Genomic DNA, 20,511 nt, shown 5'->3' with positions numbered 1-20,511 from the left:
CGCAAGTGCTGGCCCAATGCACGGGCCGCGACGACGTGGTGTTCGGCACGGTGCTGTTCGGCCGCATGCAGAGTGGCGCGGGCGCGGATCGCGCCATCGGCTTGTTCATCAATACCTTGCCGTTGCGCGTGAAGTTAGGTGAGTGCGGCGTCGAGGAAGGTTTGCAGCAGGTGCATGCGGCGTTGACTGGGTTGCTGCACCACGAACATGCTTCACTGGCGCTGGCCCAGCGCTGCAGTGGATTGCCGGTCAATACGCCGCTATTCTCGGCCTTGCTGAACTATCGCCATAGCCACGTTGCCAGCGCCGATGAAACGGAAATTCTCGAAGGCGTCCGCTTCCTCGGGGTCCGCGACCGCACCAATTATCCCTTCGGCTTGTACATCGACGATTCCGGCCGCGACTTTGAACTGACGGTCCAGGTCGACGAGTCTGTGTCAGCGCAGCATATCGCCCTGTACATGCAACAGACGCTGGAACAATTGGCATTTGCCCTGGAACAGGCGCCGCAGACGCCGCTGTACGCCATCGGCGTGATGCCGGCGATGGAACGCGACCTCGTCCTGCATGGTTTCAACGATACCCGCCACATTTACGCCTTGCCGGCACTGGTGCACGAGGGATTCGAACAGCAGGCAGCCGCGCATCCGGAACGGATCGCGCTGGAACTGGATGGCGAACAGCTGACTTACCGCGCGCTCAATGAACAAGCCAACCGGTTGGCGCGGCATCTGCGGGGACTGGGTGTCGGTCCCGATACGCGCGTAGCGATCTGCGTCGAGCGCAGCCTGGCGATGGTGGTGGCGATCGTGGCGACGCTCAAGGCTGGCGGCGCTTATGTGCCGCTGGATCCGAGTTACCCGGATGAGCGCCTGGCGCAAATGCTGCAGGATAGCGAGCCGGTAGTGGCGCTGATGCAGAAGTCGCTGCTTTATCGGATGCCAGCAACGGCAATCGCGTTGGATCAGGAGAGTCCGGCATGGTTAGTTGCGTCCGCCGTCAACCTGCATCCGGACGAACTGGGACTCCAGCCTGGCCATTTGGCCTATGTCATATATACCTCGGGTTCCACCGGTGTACCGAAAGGCGTGGCCATGCCACATGGCGCCCTGGTGAATCTGCTGGGCTGGCAGCGCAGCGTGCTGCCGGAACCGGCGCGGACCTTGCAGTTCGCGGCACTTGGTTTCGACGTCGCGTTCCAGGAAATCTTCTCGACCCTGACCAGTGGCGGCACGCTGGTGCTGCTGCACGAGGCGCTGCGGCAAGACCTGCCGGCGCTGGCGAACTGGCTAGGCGCGGAGTCGATCGAACGGATGTTCCTGCCCTACATTGCGCTCAATAATCTCAGCGAATTGTGGTCGCAGCGCGCCGAGCCGTTGCCGATGCTGCAAGACCTGATCACGGCAGGTGAACAGTTGCGGATCACGCCGGCGATCCGGCGCATGTTTACAAGGCACGGACAAGCCAGGCTGCACAACCACTACGGACCCACCGAGAGTCACGTGGTCAGCGCGCATATTCTGGAAGGACCGGCTGAGGCGTGGGAAGACCTGCCGCCGATCGGACGTCCTATTAGCAACAGCCGAATTTACCTGCTCGATGCCCATCGTCAGCCGGTGCCGCTGGGCCTCGCGGGTGAAATATATATCGGCGGCGTGCAGGTGGCCCGGGGTTATCTGCAGCGGCCTGAACTGACGGCGGAACGATTCATTGACAATCCATTCGTTGCGGAAGAGCGGTTGTACAAGACTGGCGACCTGGGCCGCTGGCGCGAGGACGGATCGATTGAGTACCTTGGCCGCAACGACTTCCAGGTCAAGCTACGGGGCTTCCGTATTGAACTCGGTGAGATCGAAGCGAGATTGTCGCGCATCGAAGGTATACGCGAAACAGTGGTGATTGCACGGGAAGACAGTCCAGGCGACAAGCGCCTGGTGGCTTACATGGTTCTTGAGTCGGGTGCATTGCCTCCTGATCCGGCCGAGCTGCGCGAGCAACTCAAGGCGCAACTGCCTGAATACATGGTGCCGGCAGCGTACGTGATGCTGGAATCCTTGCCGCTGACACCCAACGGTAAACTCGATCGCAAGGCGTTGCCGGCGCCGGAAGAAGGCGCCTTCATCCAGCGCGCCTACGAGGCGCCGCAGGGCGAGGTCGAACAGGTACTGGCGCAGATCTGGTCGGACTTGCTCGGCGTCGAACGCATCGGCCGCCATGATCATTTCTTCGAACTGGGGGGACATTCTCTATTGGCCATCCGCCTGATTTCGCAGCTGCGCCAGCGGCTGGATATCGAACTGCCCTTGGCAGTCCTGTTCGCGCATCCGCAGCTGGCCGAACTGGCGCTGGAGATCGCCGAAGCAGGACAAAACACCCTGAGCGCCATCACGCCGGCCGATCGTTCCAGCCCGCTGCCGCTGTCCTACGCCCAGCAGCGGCTATGGTTCATCGCCCGCGTCGATTCCCAGGCCAGCGTGGCTTATCACATTCCCGGCGCCCTGCGCTTGCGGGGCGTGCTTGACCAGCCAGCCCTGAAGGCCGCCCTGGATCGTATTGTTGAACGTCATGAAGCATTGCGCACTTGCTTCGTCACCACCGACGGCCAGCCGTCCCAGCTGATAACGCCTGCACGTGGATTCTTGCTGGCGCACCAGAATGCTGAAGGCCTTGCCCCGCATGAGCTGGAAAACCTCTGCAAACAGGCGGCGGCCGAACCTTTCGACCTGGCCGCAGGACCGCTGATCCGCGGCCTCCTGCTGCGGCTGGGCGATGACGATCATGTGCTGCTGGTAGTCATGCATCACATCATCTCGGACGGCTGGTCGCTGAGCCTGCTGATGCAGGAGCTGTCGATCTTGTACCGCGCCATGTGCGACAGCCAGCCGGATCCGTTGCCGCCGCTGGCGATCCAGTATGCCGACCATGCGGCCTGGCAGCGCCAGTGGCTGCAAGGGCCGCTGCTGCAACAGCAGCTTGGCGCAATCGTGAAACAGCTGCACGGCGCCCCCGAACTGGTCAACCTGCCCACCGACCGTCCGCGGCCGGCGCTGCAGGACTACCAGGGCGCCAGCATCGAGGTTGCCCTGGATGCCGGGCTGAGCCAGGCATTAAAGGAACTCGGCCGCAGGCATGGCGCAACCTTGTACATGATTGTGCTGGCGGCCTGGGCGGCGCTGGTGGCGCGGCTGAGCGGGCAGCCGCAAGTCGTGATCGGCAGTTCCCACGCCGGCCGCAATCGGGCCGAGGTAGAGCCGCTGATCGGTTTTTTCATCAATACGCAAGCGCTCAAGTTCGACCTGGATGGAGCGCCCAGCGTTAAGGATTTGCTGGCGCAGGCCAGGAACACGGCATTGCGGGCGCAGCAGTTGCAGGACGTGCCGTTCGAACAGGTAGTGGAGGCCCTCAATCCGACACGTTCGATGGCCTACCATCCGCTGTTCCAGCTGATGCTGACCTGGCATAACACGCCACCGGTGAAGCTTGCCTTGGCAGACCTGTCGGTAGAGCGCGTGGACAGCCTGCCCGGGAGCGCGCAATTCGACCTGGCGCTGGACCTGGAAGAGGTAGCCGGCCATATCGCCGGCAAGCTGAACTACGCAACGGCCTTGTTCGATCCGCCTACGGTGCACCGCCACTGGGAGTACCTGCAGGCGATGTTGCGCGGCATGGTCGCGGACGACCAGCAGGCCGTCGACCGGATCGCGCTGCTCGGCGACGCTGAACGCACGCAACTCCTGCATGGCTTCAACAATTCTGGTCTTGCTTATTCCGCCGGCGCCTTGGTGCATGTGCTGTTCGAGCAACGGGCAGCCAAAAATCCAGAGGCGGTCGCGCTGGAACATGAGGGCCGGCAACTAAGCTATGGAGCGCTCAACCGGCGCGCCAGCCAATTGGCGCATCACCTGCGCCAGCTTGGCGTGCGGCCCGATGACCGGGTTGCCCTGTGCCTGGAACGCGGCATCGACATGGTGGTGGCCGTGATCGCCACCCTGAAGGCCGGCGGCGCCTATGTGCCGCTGGACCCGGTCCATCCCCGCCAGCGCCTGGCCCAGATGCTGGAAGACAGTGCGCCGGCCGTGCTGCTGACCCAGGCAAGCCTGCTCGGACGGCTGCCGCCGGACAAGGCAACCGTGGCGATAGATGAAACGCCATGGGAACAATCGCCCTGGGCCGCATGCCCCACGCACAATCCTGAGCCAGCCGCGATCGGACTGGAGCCCGCGCACCTGGCTTACGTTATCTACACATCCGGTTCCACCGGCATACCCAAGGGCGTGATGGTGGAACATCGCCAGCTCAGCCATCAGGCAGCGGTCCTGAACGGGCTCTATGCATTCCAGCCGGAGGACCGGGTGCTGCAATTCTCCGCGCTGAGCTTCGATGTCGCGGCGGAAGAAATCTTCGGCGCGTTGTTGCACGGCGCCACGCTGGTCTTGCGCAGCGATGCCTGGATCACCGATCCGCAACGCTGGTGCCAGCTATGTGCGGAGCACAGGCTGACCATCGCCAACCTGCCCACATTGTTCTGGCAGCGCCTGGCGCAGGAAGCAGATGTCGCCATCCCGCCGCAGCTGCGCCAGATCGTCATCGGCGGCGATGCCGTAAGCGCGGCGGCCATCGAGGCATGGTGGCAACGCCAAGGCCATCGTCCGGCGCTGAACAATGCCTACGGTCCGACCGAAACCACGATCAATGCGGCTGTCGCGCAGTGCGGGCCGCGGGACGGCGCCGGCAATATCGGGCGTCCGCTTGCCGGCGTCCGCATCTATCTGCTGGATGCGTACGGCCAGCCGGCGCCGGTGGGCGTAGCCGGTGAAATCTGCATCGGCGGCGCCGGCGTCGCGCGGGGTTACCTGCATCGCCCGCAGCTGACCGATGAACGTTTCGTCCGCGATCCGTTCGCCGACAATCCGGCAGCGCGCATGTACAAGACCGGCGACCTGGGCCGCTGGCGTGGAGGCGGCAGCATCGAATTCCTCGGCCGCGACGATTTTCAGGTGAAGATCCGCGGCTTCCGCATAGAACTGGGCGAGATTGAGGCGCAACTGTCGCGCATCGCTGGGATACGCGAAGCGGTGGTAACCGCTCGCGAGGACAAACCGGGCGACCTGCGCCTGGTGGCTTACCTGGTCGCCGACACAGCCGCATCGCGGCCGGATCCTGCCCAGCTGCGAACCTTGTTGAGCGCCCAGTTACCGGACTATATGCTGCCGGCGGCTTATGTACCGCTGGAGGCTTTGCCGCTGACGCCGAGCGGCAAGCTGGACCGCAGGGCGCTGCCGATGCCGGAGGGTGAGGCCTTCGTCCGGCGTGTCTATGAGGAGCCGTCGGGCGAGACAGAGCAGGTGCTGGCGCAGATCTGGTCTGACTTGCTTGGCGTCGAAAGCGTCGGCCGCCAGGACAGTTTTTTTGAACTGGGCGGCCATTCGCTGCTGGCGGTGCGCCTGATCTCGCAATTGCGCCAGCGCCTGGGTATTGAGCTGCCGCTGGCCGCCTTGTTTACGCATCCGCAGCTGGCTGAACTGGCGCGTGAAGTCGCCACAGCAGGGCAGAGCACCTTGAGCGCCATCACGGCGGCGGATCGTTCCAGGTCCTTGCCGTTGTCTCATGCCCAGCAGCGCTTGTGGTACGTCACGCAGATCGATGCGCAGGCGGGTCCCGCCTACCATATCCCCGGCGCCCTGCGACTGCGCGGCGCGCTTGACCAGAAGGCGCTGCAGGCCGCCATGGATCGCATTGTCGAACGGCACGAAATACTGCGGACCCGCTTCGTCAGCGTGGATGGACAGCCATGCCAAGTGGTCGATGCACCGCACGGCTTTGCCCTCACGCACAGTGATTTTACAGGCGCCGGCGCCGACGAGCTGAAGCGGATTTACCGGCAGGAAGCGGTCGAGCCGTTTGACCTGGCGCGCGGTCCGCTGATCCGCGGCCGCCTGCTGCGCCTGGGCGACGACGATCACGTGCTGCTGCTGACCATGCACCACATCATTTCCGATGGCTGGTCCCTGAGTGTGCTGGCGCGGGAATTTTCTTCGCTGTACCGGGCCATGCGCCGTGGCGAAGCGGATCCGCTGGCGCCGCTGGCAATCCAGTATGCCGACTATGCGGTATGGCAACGGCAGTGGCTGCAAGGCCCGCTGCTGCGGCAACAGCTGCAATACTGGACAGGGCAGCTGCACGGCGCTCCCGGACTGATCAGCCTGCCGACGGACCGGCCGCGGCCGGAGATCCAGGACTATCGCGGCGCGTCGATAGATGTGGCGCTGGACGAAGAACTCAGCCGCGACCTGAAAACGCTCGCCCAGCGCCATGGCGCCACCCTCTACATGACCGTACTGGCGGCCTGGGCAGCGGTGCTGGCGCGGCTCAGCGGACAGGCGCAGGTGGTGATCGGCAGTTCCGTGGCTGGCCGCAACCGCGCCGAGCTGGAACCTTTGATCGGCTTTTTCGTCAATGCCCAGGCGCTCAGTTTCAAGCTCGACCAGCAAGCCGATGTGCGCCAGCTTCTGGCGCAGGCCAGGCAAATCTCCCTGCAGGCGCAAAATCATCGCGACCTGCCGTTCGAACAGGTAGTGGAAGCGATCAATCCGGTGCGGTCGATGGCCTACAACCCGATTTACCAGGTCCGGCTGGCATGGCAGAACACGCCCGCGACGCACCTTGATCTGGACGGATTGAGTTTCGAAAACGTCGGCAGCGGCGCCGGCAGCGCGCAATTCGACCTGTCATTGGACCTGGAAGAAACCGGCGATCGCATCGTCGGCCAGTTCAATTACGCCACTGCTTTGTTCGACCAGGCCACGGTACAGCGCCACTGGGGTTACCTGCAAGCGATGCTGCGCGCCATGGCTGACGACGACGGGCAGCCAGTCGAGCAGATCGCACTGCTCGGCGATGCCGAGCGCGAGCAGCTGCTGCATGCTTTCAACGACAAGCAGCGCGCCTATCCCGCCGGCACGCTGGTGCATGCCTTGTTTGAACGGCAGGCGGTCGAACATCCCGAAGCGATAGCGCTGGTATACGAAGACGGGTCACTCAGCTATGGCGAACTGAACCGCCGCGCCAACCAGCTGGCGCACCACCTGCGCAGCCTGGGCGTGCGGCCCGACGACCGCGTCGCCTTGTGCCTGGAACGCAGCCTGGACCTGGCGGTGGCGCTGATCGCCACGCTGAAGGCTGGCGGCGCTTATGTGCCGCTGGACCCGATCCATCCCGACCAGCGCCTGGCGCACATGCTGGAAGACGGCGCACCGGCCGTGTTGCTGACCCAGGCACGGCTGCATGATCGGCTGCGCCTGCCGCAAGGCTGCACGGCGCTGGTGCTGGACGGCACGGCGTGGCAGCAATCGCCCTGGGCCGCGGCGCCGACGCACAATCCCGATCCCGGCGCAGTTGGCCTGGACGCCTCGCACCTGGCTTATGTCATCTACACTTCTGGCTCTACCGGCACGCCCAAAGGCGTGATGGTGGAACACCGCAACGTGCTGACCTTCCTGCACGGACTGGAAGAACGCATCCACGGCTTGCAGCCAGATTGCCGCCGCATTGCCTGGAATTCATCGTTCGGTTTCGACATGGCTGTCAAAGCCTGGGGCCAGCTGGCAATGGGGCGCACGGTTTTCCTCGTTCCGGAAAACACCCGCCTCAGCGCAGATGCAATGCTCGGTTTCATCGAAAAACACGCCATCGAAGCCATGGAATGCACGCCGTCGCAGTTGCGCATGATGCTGGCTGCGGGTTTTCCGCAGGAACGAGGACATACGCTGCGCAAGCTGCTGCTGGGCGGCGAAGCGATCGATGCGGTCACCTGGCGCACCCTGGCCGCGGTCGAGAGCATCAGCTTCTTCAATATGTACGGGCCGACCGAGTGCAGCGTCGACGCGGCATGCGGACCGGTCGCCGGCGACATCCCGCAGATCGGCAGCGTGATGCCGAACGCCCGCATCTACCTGCTGGATGCGCACCGTCAGCCGGTGCCGCTGGGTGTGGCCGGGGAAATCTACATCGGCGGCGCCGGTGTGGCGCGCGGTTACCTGCACCGGCCGGAATTGACGGCGGAACGGTTTGTCCACGATCCGTTCGCAGCCGCGGCCGCGGCGCGCATGTACAAGACCGGCGATATGGGCCGCTGGCGCCAGGACGGCACGATCGAATACCTGGGCCGCAACGACTTCCAGGTCAAGATCCGCGGTTTCCGCATCGAACTCGGCGAGATCGAGGCCAGGCTGGTCCTGTTGCCTGGTATACGCGAGGCAGCCGTGACGGCGCGCGAAGACAGCCCCGGCGACCAGCGGCTGGTGGCTTACGTGGTGCCGGATCCCGCCGTGGCGGCTCCCGATCCGGGCGAGCTGCGCGCACAGTTGAGCCAGCAGCTGCCGGACTACATGCTGCCGGCAGCCTACGTGACCCTGGCGGCATTGCCGCTGACCGCCAACGGCAAGCTCGACCGCCAGGCCTTGCCGGCGCCGGACGGGCAGGGCGCGGCGCAACAGGGTTACGAGGCGCCTGCCGGTCCGACGGAACAGGCGCTGGCGGCGATCTGGGGCGAGCTGCTCGGGGTCGAACGGGTCGGGCGCCACGATAACTTCTTCGAACTCGGCGGCCACTCGGCGCTGGCGATCCAGCTGATCCACAACATGAGCGAAAAACAGCTCCAGGCCGACGTGCAGATGATCTTCAACGCGCCGACCCTGGCCCACCTGGCCAGCGCCACCATTCAACTCGAGGAGATCGTGCTATGAGCGCGCGAGATTTGCTGGATACACTGGACGCCATCGGCATCGCCTTGCGGGCCGACGGCGACAAGCTGTCGGTGATCGGCGACCAGAAACTGCTGGCCGACCGCGACCTGATCGCTTCGCTGCGCGGCCACAAGAGCGACCTCATCGCGCTGTTGCAGCAACGCGCCGCTGCGGATACGGCCGGTTACTTGATTGCCGAAGGGACGCAGCGCATCACTCCCGCCATGCTGCCTCTGGTTGAACTGGGGGCGGCGCAAATCGAAGCGCTGGCGCAAGCCACGCCCGGCGGCGCTGCCAATATCCAGGATATCTATCAGCTGGCGCCGCTGCAGGAAGGCATACTCTTCCATCACCGCCTGCAAAGCGATAGCGACGCTTATGTACTGCCGACCTTGCTGCGCTTCGACAGCAGGCAACGGTTGGACCGCTTCGTGCAGGCGCTCAACCAGGTCATCGCCCGCCACGACATCTTGCGCACTGCAATGCATTGGGAAGGCTTGAAGGAGCCGGTCCAGCTGGTCCAGCGCCAGGCCAGCCTTGCAATCCAGGCGCTGGTCCATGATGCCAGCGCCGGCGACGCCATAAGCCAGCTGCAGGCGCATGCCGATCCGCGCCAGGTCCGCCTCGACGTGCGCCAGGCGCCGATGCTGCGCGCTTATGCAATGCCTGACGGCGCAACGCAATCGTGGCTGCTGCAGCTGCTGCACCATCACCTGGTGCTGGACCACACCGCATCGCAGCTGCTGGTGCAGGAAATCATGCTGATTTTGCAGGGTCGGCAGGCCGAGCTGACGATTCCCGTGCCGTTCCGTCGATTTGTGACGCAGGCGCGGCTGGGAATGGGATCGGCCGAACACGAAACCTATTTCCGCCGGGTGCTGGGCAATGTCGATCAGCCTACGGCGCCGTTCGGCCTGCTCGACGTCCAAGGCGACGGCAGCCAGGTGCGGCAAGCCAGGTCGCGCCTGGAGCCGGCTTTGGCGCGGCGTTTGCGGCAACAGGCGCAGGCCAGGGGCGTGAGCTGCGCCAGCCTGTTTCACCTGGCGTGGGCCAGGACGCTGGCGTGTTTCACCGGACGCGACGACGTGGTGTTCGGCACCGTGCTGTTTGGCCGCCTGCAAGGCGGCGCCGGCGCGGCGCGCGCCATGGGCATGTTCCTCAATACCTTGCCGCTGCGGGTGCAGCTGGACCAGCTCAGTGTCGAGCAGGGACTCAGGCAGACCCATGCCGCGCTGATCGAACTGCTGCGGCACGAACACGCGTCGCTGACCCTGGCCCAGCGCTGCAGCAGCCTGCCGGCGAACCTGCCGCTGTTCACCAGTCTGCTCAATTACCGCTACAGTCATGAGGACGGTGCAGACAGTACGGCGATGGAAGGCATAGAGCATCTGGGCGGCCACGACCGCACCAATTATCCGTTTGCGCTGCATGTCGACGACCTCGGCGAAGGTTTCGAACTGTGCGCGGAAATCGACGTCAGCGTATCGGCGCAGCGGGTCTGCGAATTCATGCAGCAAGTTGTGCGAGGCCTGGTGCAAGCGCTGGAACAAGTTCCCCACATGCCGCTGCAGGCAATCGAGACCATGCCCGCCGCCGAGCGCCATCAACTGATCGATGCTTTCAACCGTACGGCGGCCGAGTATCCGCGGCAGTTGCTGCTGCATCAGTTGTTCGAGCAGCAGACGGCTCGACAGCCGCAGGCCACCGCCGTGCAGTGCGAAGGACATCGTTTGAGTTATGCCGCACTCAACGCCAGGGCCAACCACTTGGCGCGGCGGCTGCGCACGCTGGGCGTAGGGCCCGACGCCAAGGTCGGGATCTTCCTGGAACGCAACGAGGCGATGGTGGTGGCCTTGCTGGCGACGCTCAAGGCCGGCGGCGCCTATGTGCCGCTGGACCCGGCGTATCCTGACGGTCGCCTGGAACACATGCTGCGCGACTGCGCGCCGGTGGCGGTGCTTACTGAGGCGAGCCTGGCCAGCCGCCTGCCCGGGCAACAGGTGCAGCTGCTGGTGCCGGATACCGACCCGGTAAACGATGAAGGCAATCTTGTTCCCGCCGAGCTGGGGCTGACGGAAAACCATCTTGCCTATGTGATCTATACCTCCGGCTCCACCGGCCAGCCGAAAGGCGTGATGAACGAACACCGGGGAATCGTCAATCGCATCCAGTGGATGCAGCAGGCTTATCGCCTGGCTGCGCACGACGTGGTGCTGCAAAAAACACCGTTCAGCTTTGATGTATCGGTATGGGAATTTTTCTGGCCGTTGATGGCCGGCGCGCAGCTGGTGATGGCGCGCCCGGGCGGACACAAGGATCCGTCCTACCTCAGCGAACTGATCCGCGGCGCCGGTGTGACCACCCTGCATTTTGTGCCGTCCATGCTGCAGGTTTTCCTGAACCATGGCGAGGCGGCCGCCGCCTGCGCCAGCGTGGCCAGGGTGATATGCAGCGGCGAGGCGTTGCCGGCGCCGTTGGCGCGGCAGTTCCTTGCGCAATTGCCGCATGCCGGGCTGCATAACCTGTATGGACCGACTGAAGCGGCGGTGGACGTCACCGCCTGGACCTGCGCGGCGGACGACCAGCCGGCATCGGTGCCGATCGGCAGGCCGATCGCCAACACCCGCATTTACCTGTTGGATGAGCGCATGCAGCCGACGCCGTTGGGCGTGACGGGCGAACTCTATATCGGCGGCGTGCAAGTTGCGCGCGGCTACCTGAACCAGCCGGCGCTGACCGAGCAGCGTTTCCTGGCCGATCCTTTTGTCGAAGGCGGCCGTATCTACCGGACCGGCGATCTCGGCCGCTGGCGCGATGACGGCGCCATCGATTACCTCGGCCGCAACGATTTCCAGGTGAAGATTCGCGGCTTTCGCATCGAGCTTGGCGAAATCGATGGCCAGCTGGCCGCTATCGCCGGCGTGCGCGAAGCGGTGGTTATCGCACGTGAGGATGGCCTGGGCGGCCAGCGGCTGGTGGCCTATGTGGTGGCCGAGCCGGATGCCGGCCAGCTTGATCCGGCAGCATTGCGTGCGCAACTGGGGCTGAGCCTGCCTGATTACATGCTGCCGGCGGCCTATGTGCAGCTCGATTCCATGCCGCTGACAGCCAACGGCAAACTCGACCGCCAGGCGCTGCCTGCGCCCGAGGGCGATGCCTTTAAGCGCCAAGCTTACGAAGCGCCGGACGGCGAAATTGAACTGGTCCTGGCGCAGATCTGGAGCGAACTGCTGGGTGTCGAACGGGTGGGTCGGCACGACAGTTTCTTCGAGCTCGGCGGCCACTCGCTGCTGGCGGTGCAGCTGCTGGAGCGCCTGCGTTGCCGCCGCTGGACTATCGATATCCGCGCCTTGTTTGCCCAGCCCAGCCTGGCTGCGATGGCGGCGGCAGTCACGCGGCCGCAAACGCCAGGCATTCAGGAAAGCACCGCAGTCCGCAAGACCATCCCTGCACAATTCGCGGCGTTGGATTCAGAACAGGAAACCGAGGAGTTCAGACTATGAAAGCTGTGAGCGCAACCGAAGCCGAAGCACTGATCGAGCTGCTGGAAGAGAGTAAGATCAGCGTCCGCGTTGAAGATGGAGAACTCGTGATCAAGGCGCCGCGCGGCGCCTTGACGCCCGCCATGATGGCGTCGCTGAAGCTGCACAAGCAAGCGCTGCTGAGCTGGGCCGCCGTCATCCCGCAAGGGCAGCCGGCCGCGGCGCCGCCCAGGATCACGCCGGAAATGCTGCCGCTGGTGCGGCTGGAGCCGGCACAGATCGACAGGATCGTAGAGGCGACGCCGGGCGGCGCGGCGAATATCCAGGATATCTATCCGCTGGCGCCGCTGCAGGAAGGCATCCTCTTTCATCACCTGCTGCAGCAGGAAGGCGACGCCTACCTGACGCGCTTGCTGATGAGCTTCGACAGCAAGGAACTGCTGGATCGTTTCGTCGCGGCCATGGACCAGGTGATCGCGCGCCAGGATGTCTTGCGCAGCGCCGTCCATTGGGATGGCCTGGCGGAACCGGTGCAGGTAGTCTGGCGCCAGGCGAAGCTGGAAGTCCAGGTTGTGCCCTTCGACAGCGGCGATGTGCAGGTCCAACTGCAGGCGCATGCGGATCCGCGCCATTTCCGGCTCGACGTCCGCCAGGCGCCGCTGATGAAAGGTTTCGCCGCCTTCGATCCTGACGGGCGGCGCTGGCTGCTGCAGCTGCTGTACCACCACCTGGTGATGGACCATATCAGCCTGGAATTGCTGGTGCAGGAAGTGGTGCTGATTTTGCAGGGCCGCCAGGCCGAGCTGCCGGAGCCGGTGCCGTTCAGCAATTTCGTCGCCCAGGCGCGCCTGGGCACCAGCACCGCCGAGCATGAAGCTTTTTTCCGGCAGATGCTGGGCGATGTGGATCAGCCGACCGCGCCTTTCGACTTGCTGGATGTGCAGGGCAACGGCGCCAATGCGGTACAAGCCAAGCTGCTCGTGCCGGATGCGCTGGCAGGGCGCCTGCGGCGGCTGGCGCGCAGCCGCGGCGTCAGTCCGGCCAGCATTTTCCACCTGGCCTGGGGGCAAGTGCTGGCCGGCTGCACCGGCCGCGACGACGTGGTGTTCGGCACCGTGCTGTTCGGCCGCATGCAAGGCGGCGCCGGCGCCGACCGCGCGATGGGCATGCTCATCAACACGCTGCCGTTGCGTGTACGGCTGGGAGAACAGGGCGCCGAGCAGAGCCTGAAGCAGGTCAATGACGCACTGATCGAATTGCTGCACCACGAACATGCCTCGCTGACCCTGGCGCAGCGCTGCAGCGCCGTGCCGCCCAACACGCCGCTGTTTTCGGCCTTGCTGAATTATCGCTACAGCCGACCGGAAAATGCAGGCAGCGGCGCCGTCATCGACGGTATCCGCTACCTGGAAAGCCGCGACCGCACCAACTATCCGTTCGTGCTGCACGTCGATGATCTGGGACAAGGCTTTACGTTGACCGCAGAGATCGTCGACACCATCTCGGCGGAACGCATCTGCGGCTTCGTGCAAACAGTGCTGGAAGGGCTGGTCCATGCACTGGAAAACGCGCAGCAGACGCCGATGCACGCCATCGAGGTGCTGCCGGCCGGCGAACGGGATCAAGTGCTGCGCGGCCTCAACAACAGCGCATGCGAACACGGCGGCGCAAGCCTGGTGCATCTGCTGTTCGAGCAGCAAGCGGCGCGCAGTCCCGACGCCGTCGCCATCGAATACGAGCAGCAGCGGCTCAGCTACCGTCAGCTCAACCAGCAGGCCAACCAGCTGGCCCATCATCTGCGCGGCCTTGGCGTCGGTCCTGACGACCGGGTGGCGATCTGCCTGGAGCGCGGTCCGCTGATGGTGATCGCCATCCTTGCCACGCTGAAGGCCGGCGGCGCCTATGTGCCGCTCGATCCGGCATATCCGGATGAGCGCCTGGCGCACATGCTGGGCGACAGCGCACCGCTTGCGCTGCTGACGCAGGAAAGATTCGGTGAGCGCATCGAAACACCGCCTGCCGCAGTCCGCCTGGTGCTGGACCAGGCCGCATGGGAGCAGTCCGCCTGGGCCCAGACGTCCACTTCCGACCCGGATCCTGAACCGATTGCCCTGCAAGCCTCCCACCTGGCTTATGTCATCTATACCTCCGGGTCTACCGGCCAGCCGAAAGGCGTGGCCATGCCGCACCGTGGCCTGGTCAACCTGCTGAACTGGCAGCGCGGCGTATTGCCGCAGGCGGCGCGCACTTTGCAGTTCGCGGCGCTGGGCTTCGACGTCGCGTTCCAGGAAATATTCTCGACCCTGGCCGGCGGCGGCACGCTGGTGCTGCTCAACGAATCGCTACGCCAGGACTTGCCGGCGCTGGCTGCCTGGCTCAGCGGCCAGGCGATCGAACGCCTGTTCCTGCCTTACATTGCCCTGAACAGCCTGAGCGAACTGTGGTCGCAGCAGGCCGCGCCGCTGCCGGCCTTGCAGGACCTGGTCACGGCCGGCGAGCAGCTGCGCATCACGCCGGCGATCCGGCGTTTGTTCGGAGACGATGGCCGGGCCCGCCTGCACAACCATTACGGACCTACCGAAAGCCATGTAGTGAGCGCCCAGGTGCTGGCTGCGCCGGCCAGCGCCTGGGAGGACCTGCCGCCTATCGGCCGGCCGCTCGACAACTGCCGCATCTACATGCTGGACACCCATCTCCGGCCGGTGCCGCTGGGCGTCGCCGGCGAGATCTACATCGGCGGTGCGCAAGTGGCGCGCGGCTACCTGCAGCAGCCTGGATTGACCGCAGAACGTTTCATCGACGACCCGTTCCTCGCCGGAGAACGGTTGTACAAGAGCGGCGACCTGGGCCGCTGGCGCGACGATGGCTCAATCGCTTATCTTGGCCGCAACGATTTCCAGGTCAAGATTCGCGGCTTCCGCATCGAGCTGGGCGAGATCGAGGCGCAGCTGTCGCGGCTGGCCGGTGTGCGCGAAGCGGCGGTGATCGCGCGCGAAGACGTACCGGGCGACAAGCGCCTGGTGGCATACGTGGTGGGCGGGCAAGAAGCTGCCGGACTCGATCCCGCCGCCTTGCGCGCGCAGCTGAGCGAAAAACTTCCCGAGTACATGCTGCCGCTTGCATTTGTGACCCTAGAGGCATTGCCGCTGACGCCCAACGGCAAGCTCGACCGCAAGGCGCTGCCGATGCCGGAAGGACAGGCTTTCATCCATCGCGCCTACGAGGCCACCATGGGCGACATCGAACAGACCCTGGCCGAGATATGGTCGGAGCTGCTGGGCGTCGAGCGTATCGGCCGCCACGACAATTTCTTCGAACTGGGCGGCCACTCGCTGCTGGCGGTGCGCCTGATCTCGCAGCTGCGCGAACGGCTGGGCATCGAGCTGCAGCTGACTGCGCTGTTCACCCATCCGCAGCTGGATGAACTGGCCCATGAAGTGGCCGAGGCCGGCCAGAACACGCTGAGCGCCATCGCCCGGGCCGACCGCTCGGCGCCGCTGCCGCTGTCGTTCGCCCAGCAGCGGCTGTGGTTCATCGCCCGGGTCGACCCGGAAGCCAGCAAGGCTTATCACATTCCCGATGCGGTGCGGCTGCGCGGCGTTCTGGATAGGAAGGCGCTGCAAGCCGCGCTCGACCGCATCGTCGAGCGCCATGAAGTGCTGCGCACGCGGTTTGTCGGCATCGGTGGCCAGGCGCGCCAGGTGATCGACGAGGCGCGCGGGTTCACGCTGGCGCTGCAAGAGCTGGAGGGCGCAAGCGACGCCGAACTGGAACGGATCTGCCGGCAGGAAGCCGGCCTGCCGTTCGACCTGGCGCTTGGTCCGCTGATCCGTGGCCGGCTGCTGCGGCTGGGTGCCGACCACCATGTGCTACTGGTCACCATGCATCACATCATCTCCGACGGCTGGTCGGGCGGCGTGCTGACCCGCGAGTTTTCAGTCTTGTACGAAGCAATGCGCGCAGGCCAGCCCGATCCACTACCGCCATTGCCCATCCAGTATGCCGATTACGGCGTCTGGCAACGGCAATGGCTGCAGGGCCCGCTGCTGCAACAGCAACTGCAGCAGTGGGTGCAGCAACTGCGCGGCGCCCCCGGCCTGCTGGACCTGCCTACCGACCGGCCGCGTCCGGCGATCCAGGATTATCGCGGTGCGAATATTGAAATCGCCCTCGACAGCCGGCTCAGCCAGGCCTTGAAAGCACTCAGCCAGCGCCACGGCACCACCTTGTACATGACCATGCTGGCGGCCTGGGCGACGGTGCTGGCGCGGCTGAGCGGCCAGGAACAGGTAGTCATCGGCAGCTCCCATGCCGGGCGCAACCGGGTCGAAGTGGAAGCGTTGATCGGTTTCTTCCTCAACACCCAGGCGCTCAAGGTCGACCTGGCGGGACGCCCCAGCGTGCAAGCGTTGCTGGCCCAGGTGCGGCAGACCGCGGTGCAGGCGCAGAGCCTGCAGGACGTGCCGTTCGAGCGGCTGGTGGAAGCGCTCAATCCGCTGCGTTCCATGGCCCACCATCCGGTGTTCCAGGTAATGCTGTCCTGGCACAACACACCCAAGGCGCCGCTTGAATTGCCGCAGCTGACGGTGGAAAGCGTAGGCGGTGCGCCGGACAGCGCCCAGTTCGAACTGTCGCTGGAGCTGCGCGAAAGCGGCGAACAGATCTGCGGCCAGCTGAATTACGCCACCGCGCTGTTCGATGAAACAACGATCCGCCGCCATTGGGGTTATCTGCAGGCTGTATTGCGGGGCATGGTTGAAGACGAGAGCCAGGCGGTCGACCAGATCGACCTGCTGGGTCAGGCCGAACGCACTTTGGTGCTGGACACTTTCAACACCGTGCATCGCGAACCGCGGCAAGAAACATTGGCGCATGTGATGTTCGAACAGCAGGCAGCGGCCCAGCCCGATACAGTGGCGCTCGAGTTCCAGGGCGAGCGCCTGAGCTACCGCGAACTCAACCAGCGCGCCAACCAGCTGGCGCACCACCTGCGCAGCCTCGGCGTCGGCCCGGAGCGGCGGGTTGCGATTTGCGCCGAGCGCAGCCTGGAGCTGGTGGTGGCGCTGCTGGCCACGCTGAAAGCCGGCGGTGCTTATGTGCCTCTGGACCCGGTCTACCCCGACGAACGGCTGGCTCACATGCTGCACGACAGCGCACCGGTGGTGCTGTTGACCCAGGAGAAATTGCGTCCGCGCTTCGAACTGCCGCAAGGCTGTGCTTGCGTGGCGCTGGATACAACACCCTGGGAAAACTCGCCCTGGGGCGCCGCGCCGGCAACCAATCCGGATGCCGGCGAGACCGGCCTGTCCGGCTCAAGCCTGGCCTATGTCATCTATACCTCGGGCTCCACCGGCATACCCAAGGGCGTGATGGTCGAACATCGCAACCTGCTCAATTTCCTGCATGGCATGGAACAAAACATCCATGGCTTGCAGCCCGATTGCCGCCGCATCGCCTGGAACTCTTCCTTCGGTTTCGACATGGCGGTCAAAGCCTGGGGCCAGCTGGCCTGGGGCCGCACTGTGTTCCTGGTGCCCGAGGCAACCCGCCTCAACGCCGAAGAATTGCTGGTTTTCCTCGAGCAGTACGACATCGAGGCGATGGAATGCACACCCTCGCACCTGCGCACCATGCAGGCCGCAGGTTTTCTCAAAGGCCGGGCGCCGGCGCTGCGCAAGCTGCTGCTGGGCGGCGAGGCGATCGATGCCGCCGCCTGGACGGCACTCAGTGCAGTGGACGGCGTCTTGTTCTTCAATATGTACGGCCCGACAGAGTGCAGCGTCGACGCCAGCTGCGGACTGGTGGACGGCCGCCGGCCGCATATCGGCCATGTCATGCCGGGTGCGCGCATCTACCTGCTGGACCGGGAGCGGCAACCGGTGCCGTTGGGTTGCGTCGGCGAGATCTACATCGGCGGCGCTGGCGTGGCGCGCGGTTACCTCGAGCGGCCGGAGCTGACAGCCGAACGTTTCCTGCACGATCCTTTTGCAGTCGGGGCCGGGGGCCGCATGTACAAGACTGGCGACCTCGGGCGCTGGCGCGAGGACGGCAGCATAACCTATCTCGGCCGCAACGATTTCCAGGTCAAGCTGCGCGGCTTCCGCATCGAACTGGGCGAGATCGAGGCACAGCTGCTGCAGATGACTGGCGTACGGGAAGCGGTAGTCGTCGCCCGCGAAGATAGCCCGGGCGACAAGCGGCTGGTGGCTTACATAGTGGCGGAGCAGGACGCCGCAGCGCCCGATCCGGTCCGGCTGCGCGCGCGGCTGGGCGAGAAACTGCCGGAATACATGCTGCCGGCGGCCTTCGTGCCATTGCCGGCCTTGCCCCTGACGCCCAATGGCAAACTCGACCGCAAAGCGCTGCCGGCCCCGGACGGCCAGGGCCTGGCGCAGCAGGCTTACACCGAGCCGCAGGGCGAAATCGAACAGATGATCGCCGCGCTGTGGTCGGAATTGCTGGGAGTGGAACGGGTAGGGCGCCACGACAATTTCTTCGATCTCGGCGGTTATTCGCTGATGATATTCCAGGTGATAGAAGGAATGAAGCAGAAGGGTTTCGACGTAGCGCTGCAAGATATCCTGCTGGCGCAGGAGCTGAGCACGCTGGCGCAACTGATTACGGTCAACCGCAACCAGCCCAATAAGCAGGCGAACGAACAGTGGATCACCATCCGCAAAGGCGGCAGCCGGCGGCCACTGATCTTCATTCACGAACCTAGCGGCGAAGTGTTGTCCTATGAACGCCTCGCTCGCCATATCGACGAGGAAATCGGCGTCTACGGCATCCGGGCCGACCGCAATGCCGTCACCGCCGACAGCAGCAACGAAGCACTGGCCGCAAGCTACGTCCAGCTCATCAGGCAAGGCCAGCCGGACGGTCCGTACCGTCTCGCAGGCTGGTCCGCCGGCGGCGTGCTTGCGTACGAAGTCGCCAGGCAGCTGCTGGAACAGGGACAGGGCGTGGAATTCCTCGGCCTGATCGACAGCTGGCACCGCGGCGCGGCGGACCGTGGGATATCGGAGCTAGGCCTGAGTGACAAGCAGATGCTGCTGGTCGCTTTCATCGAATATTTCGGCTACAAGCTGGCCGACGACGAGGTTGCGCAAATCCTCGCAACCACCGACCTGGTCTCGGCCATCGCCTGTGCCAGGGACAACCGCTGGTTGAAGAAGGACATGAGCAGCGAGGAGTTCGAGGCCAGGGCCGAACTCTGGTTCAACCTGCGGGCAGCCGCGCACCGGTACTATGCCCAGCCGCTCGATGTCGCGGCGCATTTGTTCACCGCACATCAGCCGCAGCCTTCCGATCCGGCCAACGGCTGGAGCACCGTCCTCCGTGGGCGGCTGCAAGTCCATCCGATCGGCGGCGACCACTGGAGCATCATGATGGATCCCGCACGCGCCGGGCGGGTGGGAAGCGCCATCTCGTCCATCCTGGCCGGGATCGACAGGGGTGCAAAGCCTGCCGAACCGGCGCTGCACGCTTCCGCGGTCGTGATCCGGACCGGCAGCGCCAGGACGCGCAAGGTGTTCTGCATCCCGGGCGCTGGCGCCAACGCTACCTCCTTCCTCGACCTGTGCGCCGGGTTCGTCGGCGACGCCAGTTTCGTCGGACTGGAAGCGGCGGGTTTCCTCGGCCTGGACGGAACGCCGCCGTCGGTGCAGGAAGCGGCGCGGCGTTATGTCGAAGCGATCAGGTCGATGCAGGCGGCCGGACCTTACCACTTGCTGGGCCATTCCTTCGGCGGCTGGATCGCGCTGGAGATAGCCCGCCAGCTGATCGAGGCCGGCGCCGTGGTGGCTCCGGTGGTATTGGTCGACACGCAGGCGCCGCGGGCGCACGGCCACGCCGATCGCGACCAGGCCATGCATGAGTATGTCAAGTTGATGGACCTGAACCTCGGCGCAGGCCTGGGCGTCAGCGCCGCCGATCTCGCCAGCCGCGACCAGCCGTCGCAGGTGCTGCTGGTGTTCGAAAAGATGAAGCAAGCCGGGGTGCTGCCGGCCAGGGCGCGCCTGGAAGACTTCGAGCCGGTGATCGAGATGTTCTGCCGGCAGTGCGGCATCGGTTACCAGGCGGCGCAGCCGTTCGGCGGACTGCCGCTGCTGTTTTGCGCGGTACCGGCCGATGAAGACGACGGCGTCGACCTCGATGCGTGGCGACGGCTCGAACCCGGACTCAGGGCGGTGCATGTTGACGGCAGCGATCATCTGTCGATCCTGAAACCGCCGCATGCCGCACGCCTGGCGGAAGAGATCGGCAAACACTGGTATCTCGGCTGA

The 20,511-nt window shown here is 65.0% G+C and carries 3 protein-coding genes (1 of these 3 cut by a window edge); all 3 read left to right on the top strand.

Features of this window, described 5'->3' with window-relative positions; genetic code table 11:
• Tightly spaced (each overlapping or abutting the next), the 3 genes in view from CFU_RS11285 to CFU_RS11275 form a layout consistent with a single transcriptional unit that may run on beyond the window.
• Positions 1-8,744, top strand: the 3' portion of a protein-coding gene (locus CFU_RS11285; RefSeq protein ID WP_050808561.1) for a non-ribosomal peptide synthetase. 7,327 nt of this gene lie to the left of the window's left edge; 8,744 of the gene's 16,071 nt are visible here — the last part of the coding sequence; its start codon lies off the left edge, out of view; the stop codon is at positions 8,742-8,744.
• A complete protein-coding gene (locus CFU_RS11280) occupies positions 8,741-12,247 on the top strand; it encodes a non-ribosomal peptide synthetase (RefSeq protein WP_014006166.1) in 3,507 nt (1,168 codons plus the stop codon). Before CFU_RS11285 ends, CFU_RS11280 begins: the two co-directional genes overlap by 4 nt.
• The gene (locus CFU_RS11275; protein WP_050808560.1) at positions 12,244-20,511 is read left to right on the top strand and encodes a non-ribosomal peptide synthetase; all 8,268 of its coding nucleotides are present in this window, start codon (positions 12,244-12,246) and stop codon (positions 20,509-20,511) included. Before CFU_RS11280 ends, CFU_RS11275 begins: the two co-directional genes overlap by 4 nt.

The sequence above is a fragment of the Collimonas fungivorans Ter331 genome, assembly GCF_000221045.1.
Classification (GTDB): Bacteria; Pseudomonadota; Gammaproteobacteria; order Burkholderiales; family Burkholderiaceae_D; genus Collimonas; species Collimonas fungivorans_A.
This window is presented reverse-complemented; position numbering and strand designations above follow the sequence as displayed.

Bases quoted from the DNA above. Each gene is read 5' to 3' on its own strand.
- CFU_RS11280 (WP_014006166.1), top strand. From the start codon at position 8,741: ATGAGCGCGCGAGATTTGCTGGATACACTGGACGCCATCGGCATCGCC.
- CFU_RS11275 (WP_050808560.1), top strand. From the start codon at position 12,244: ATGAAAGCTGTGAGCGCAACCGAAGCCGAAGCACTGATCGAGCTGCTG.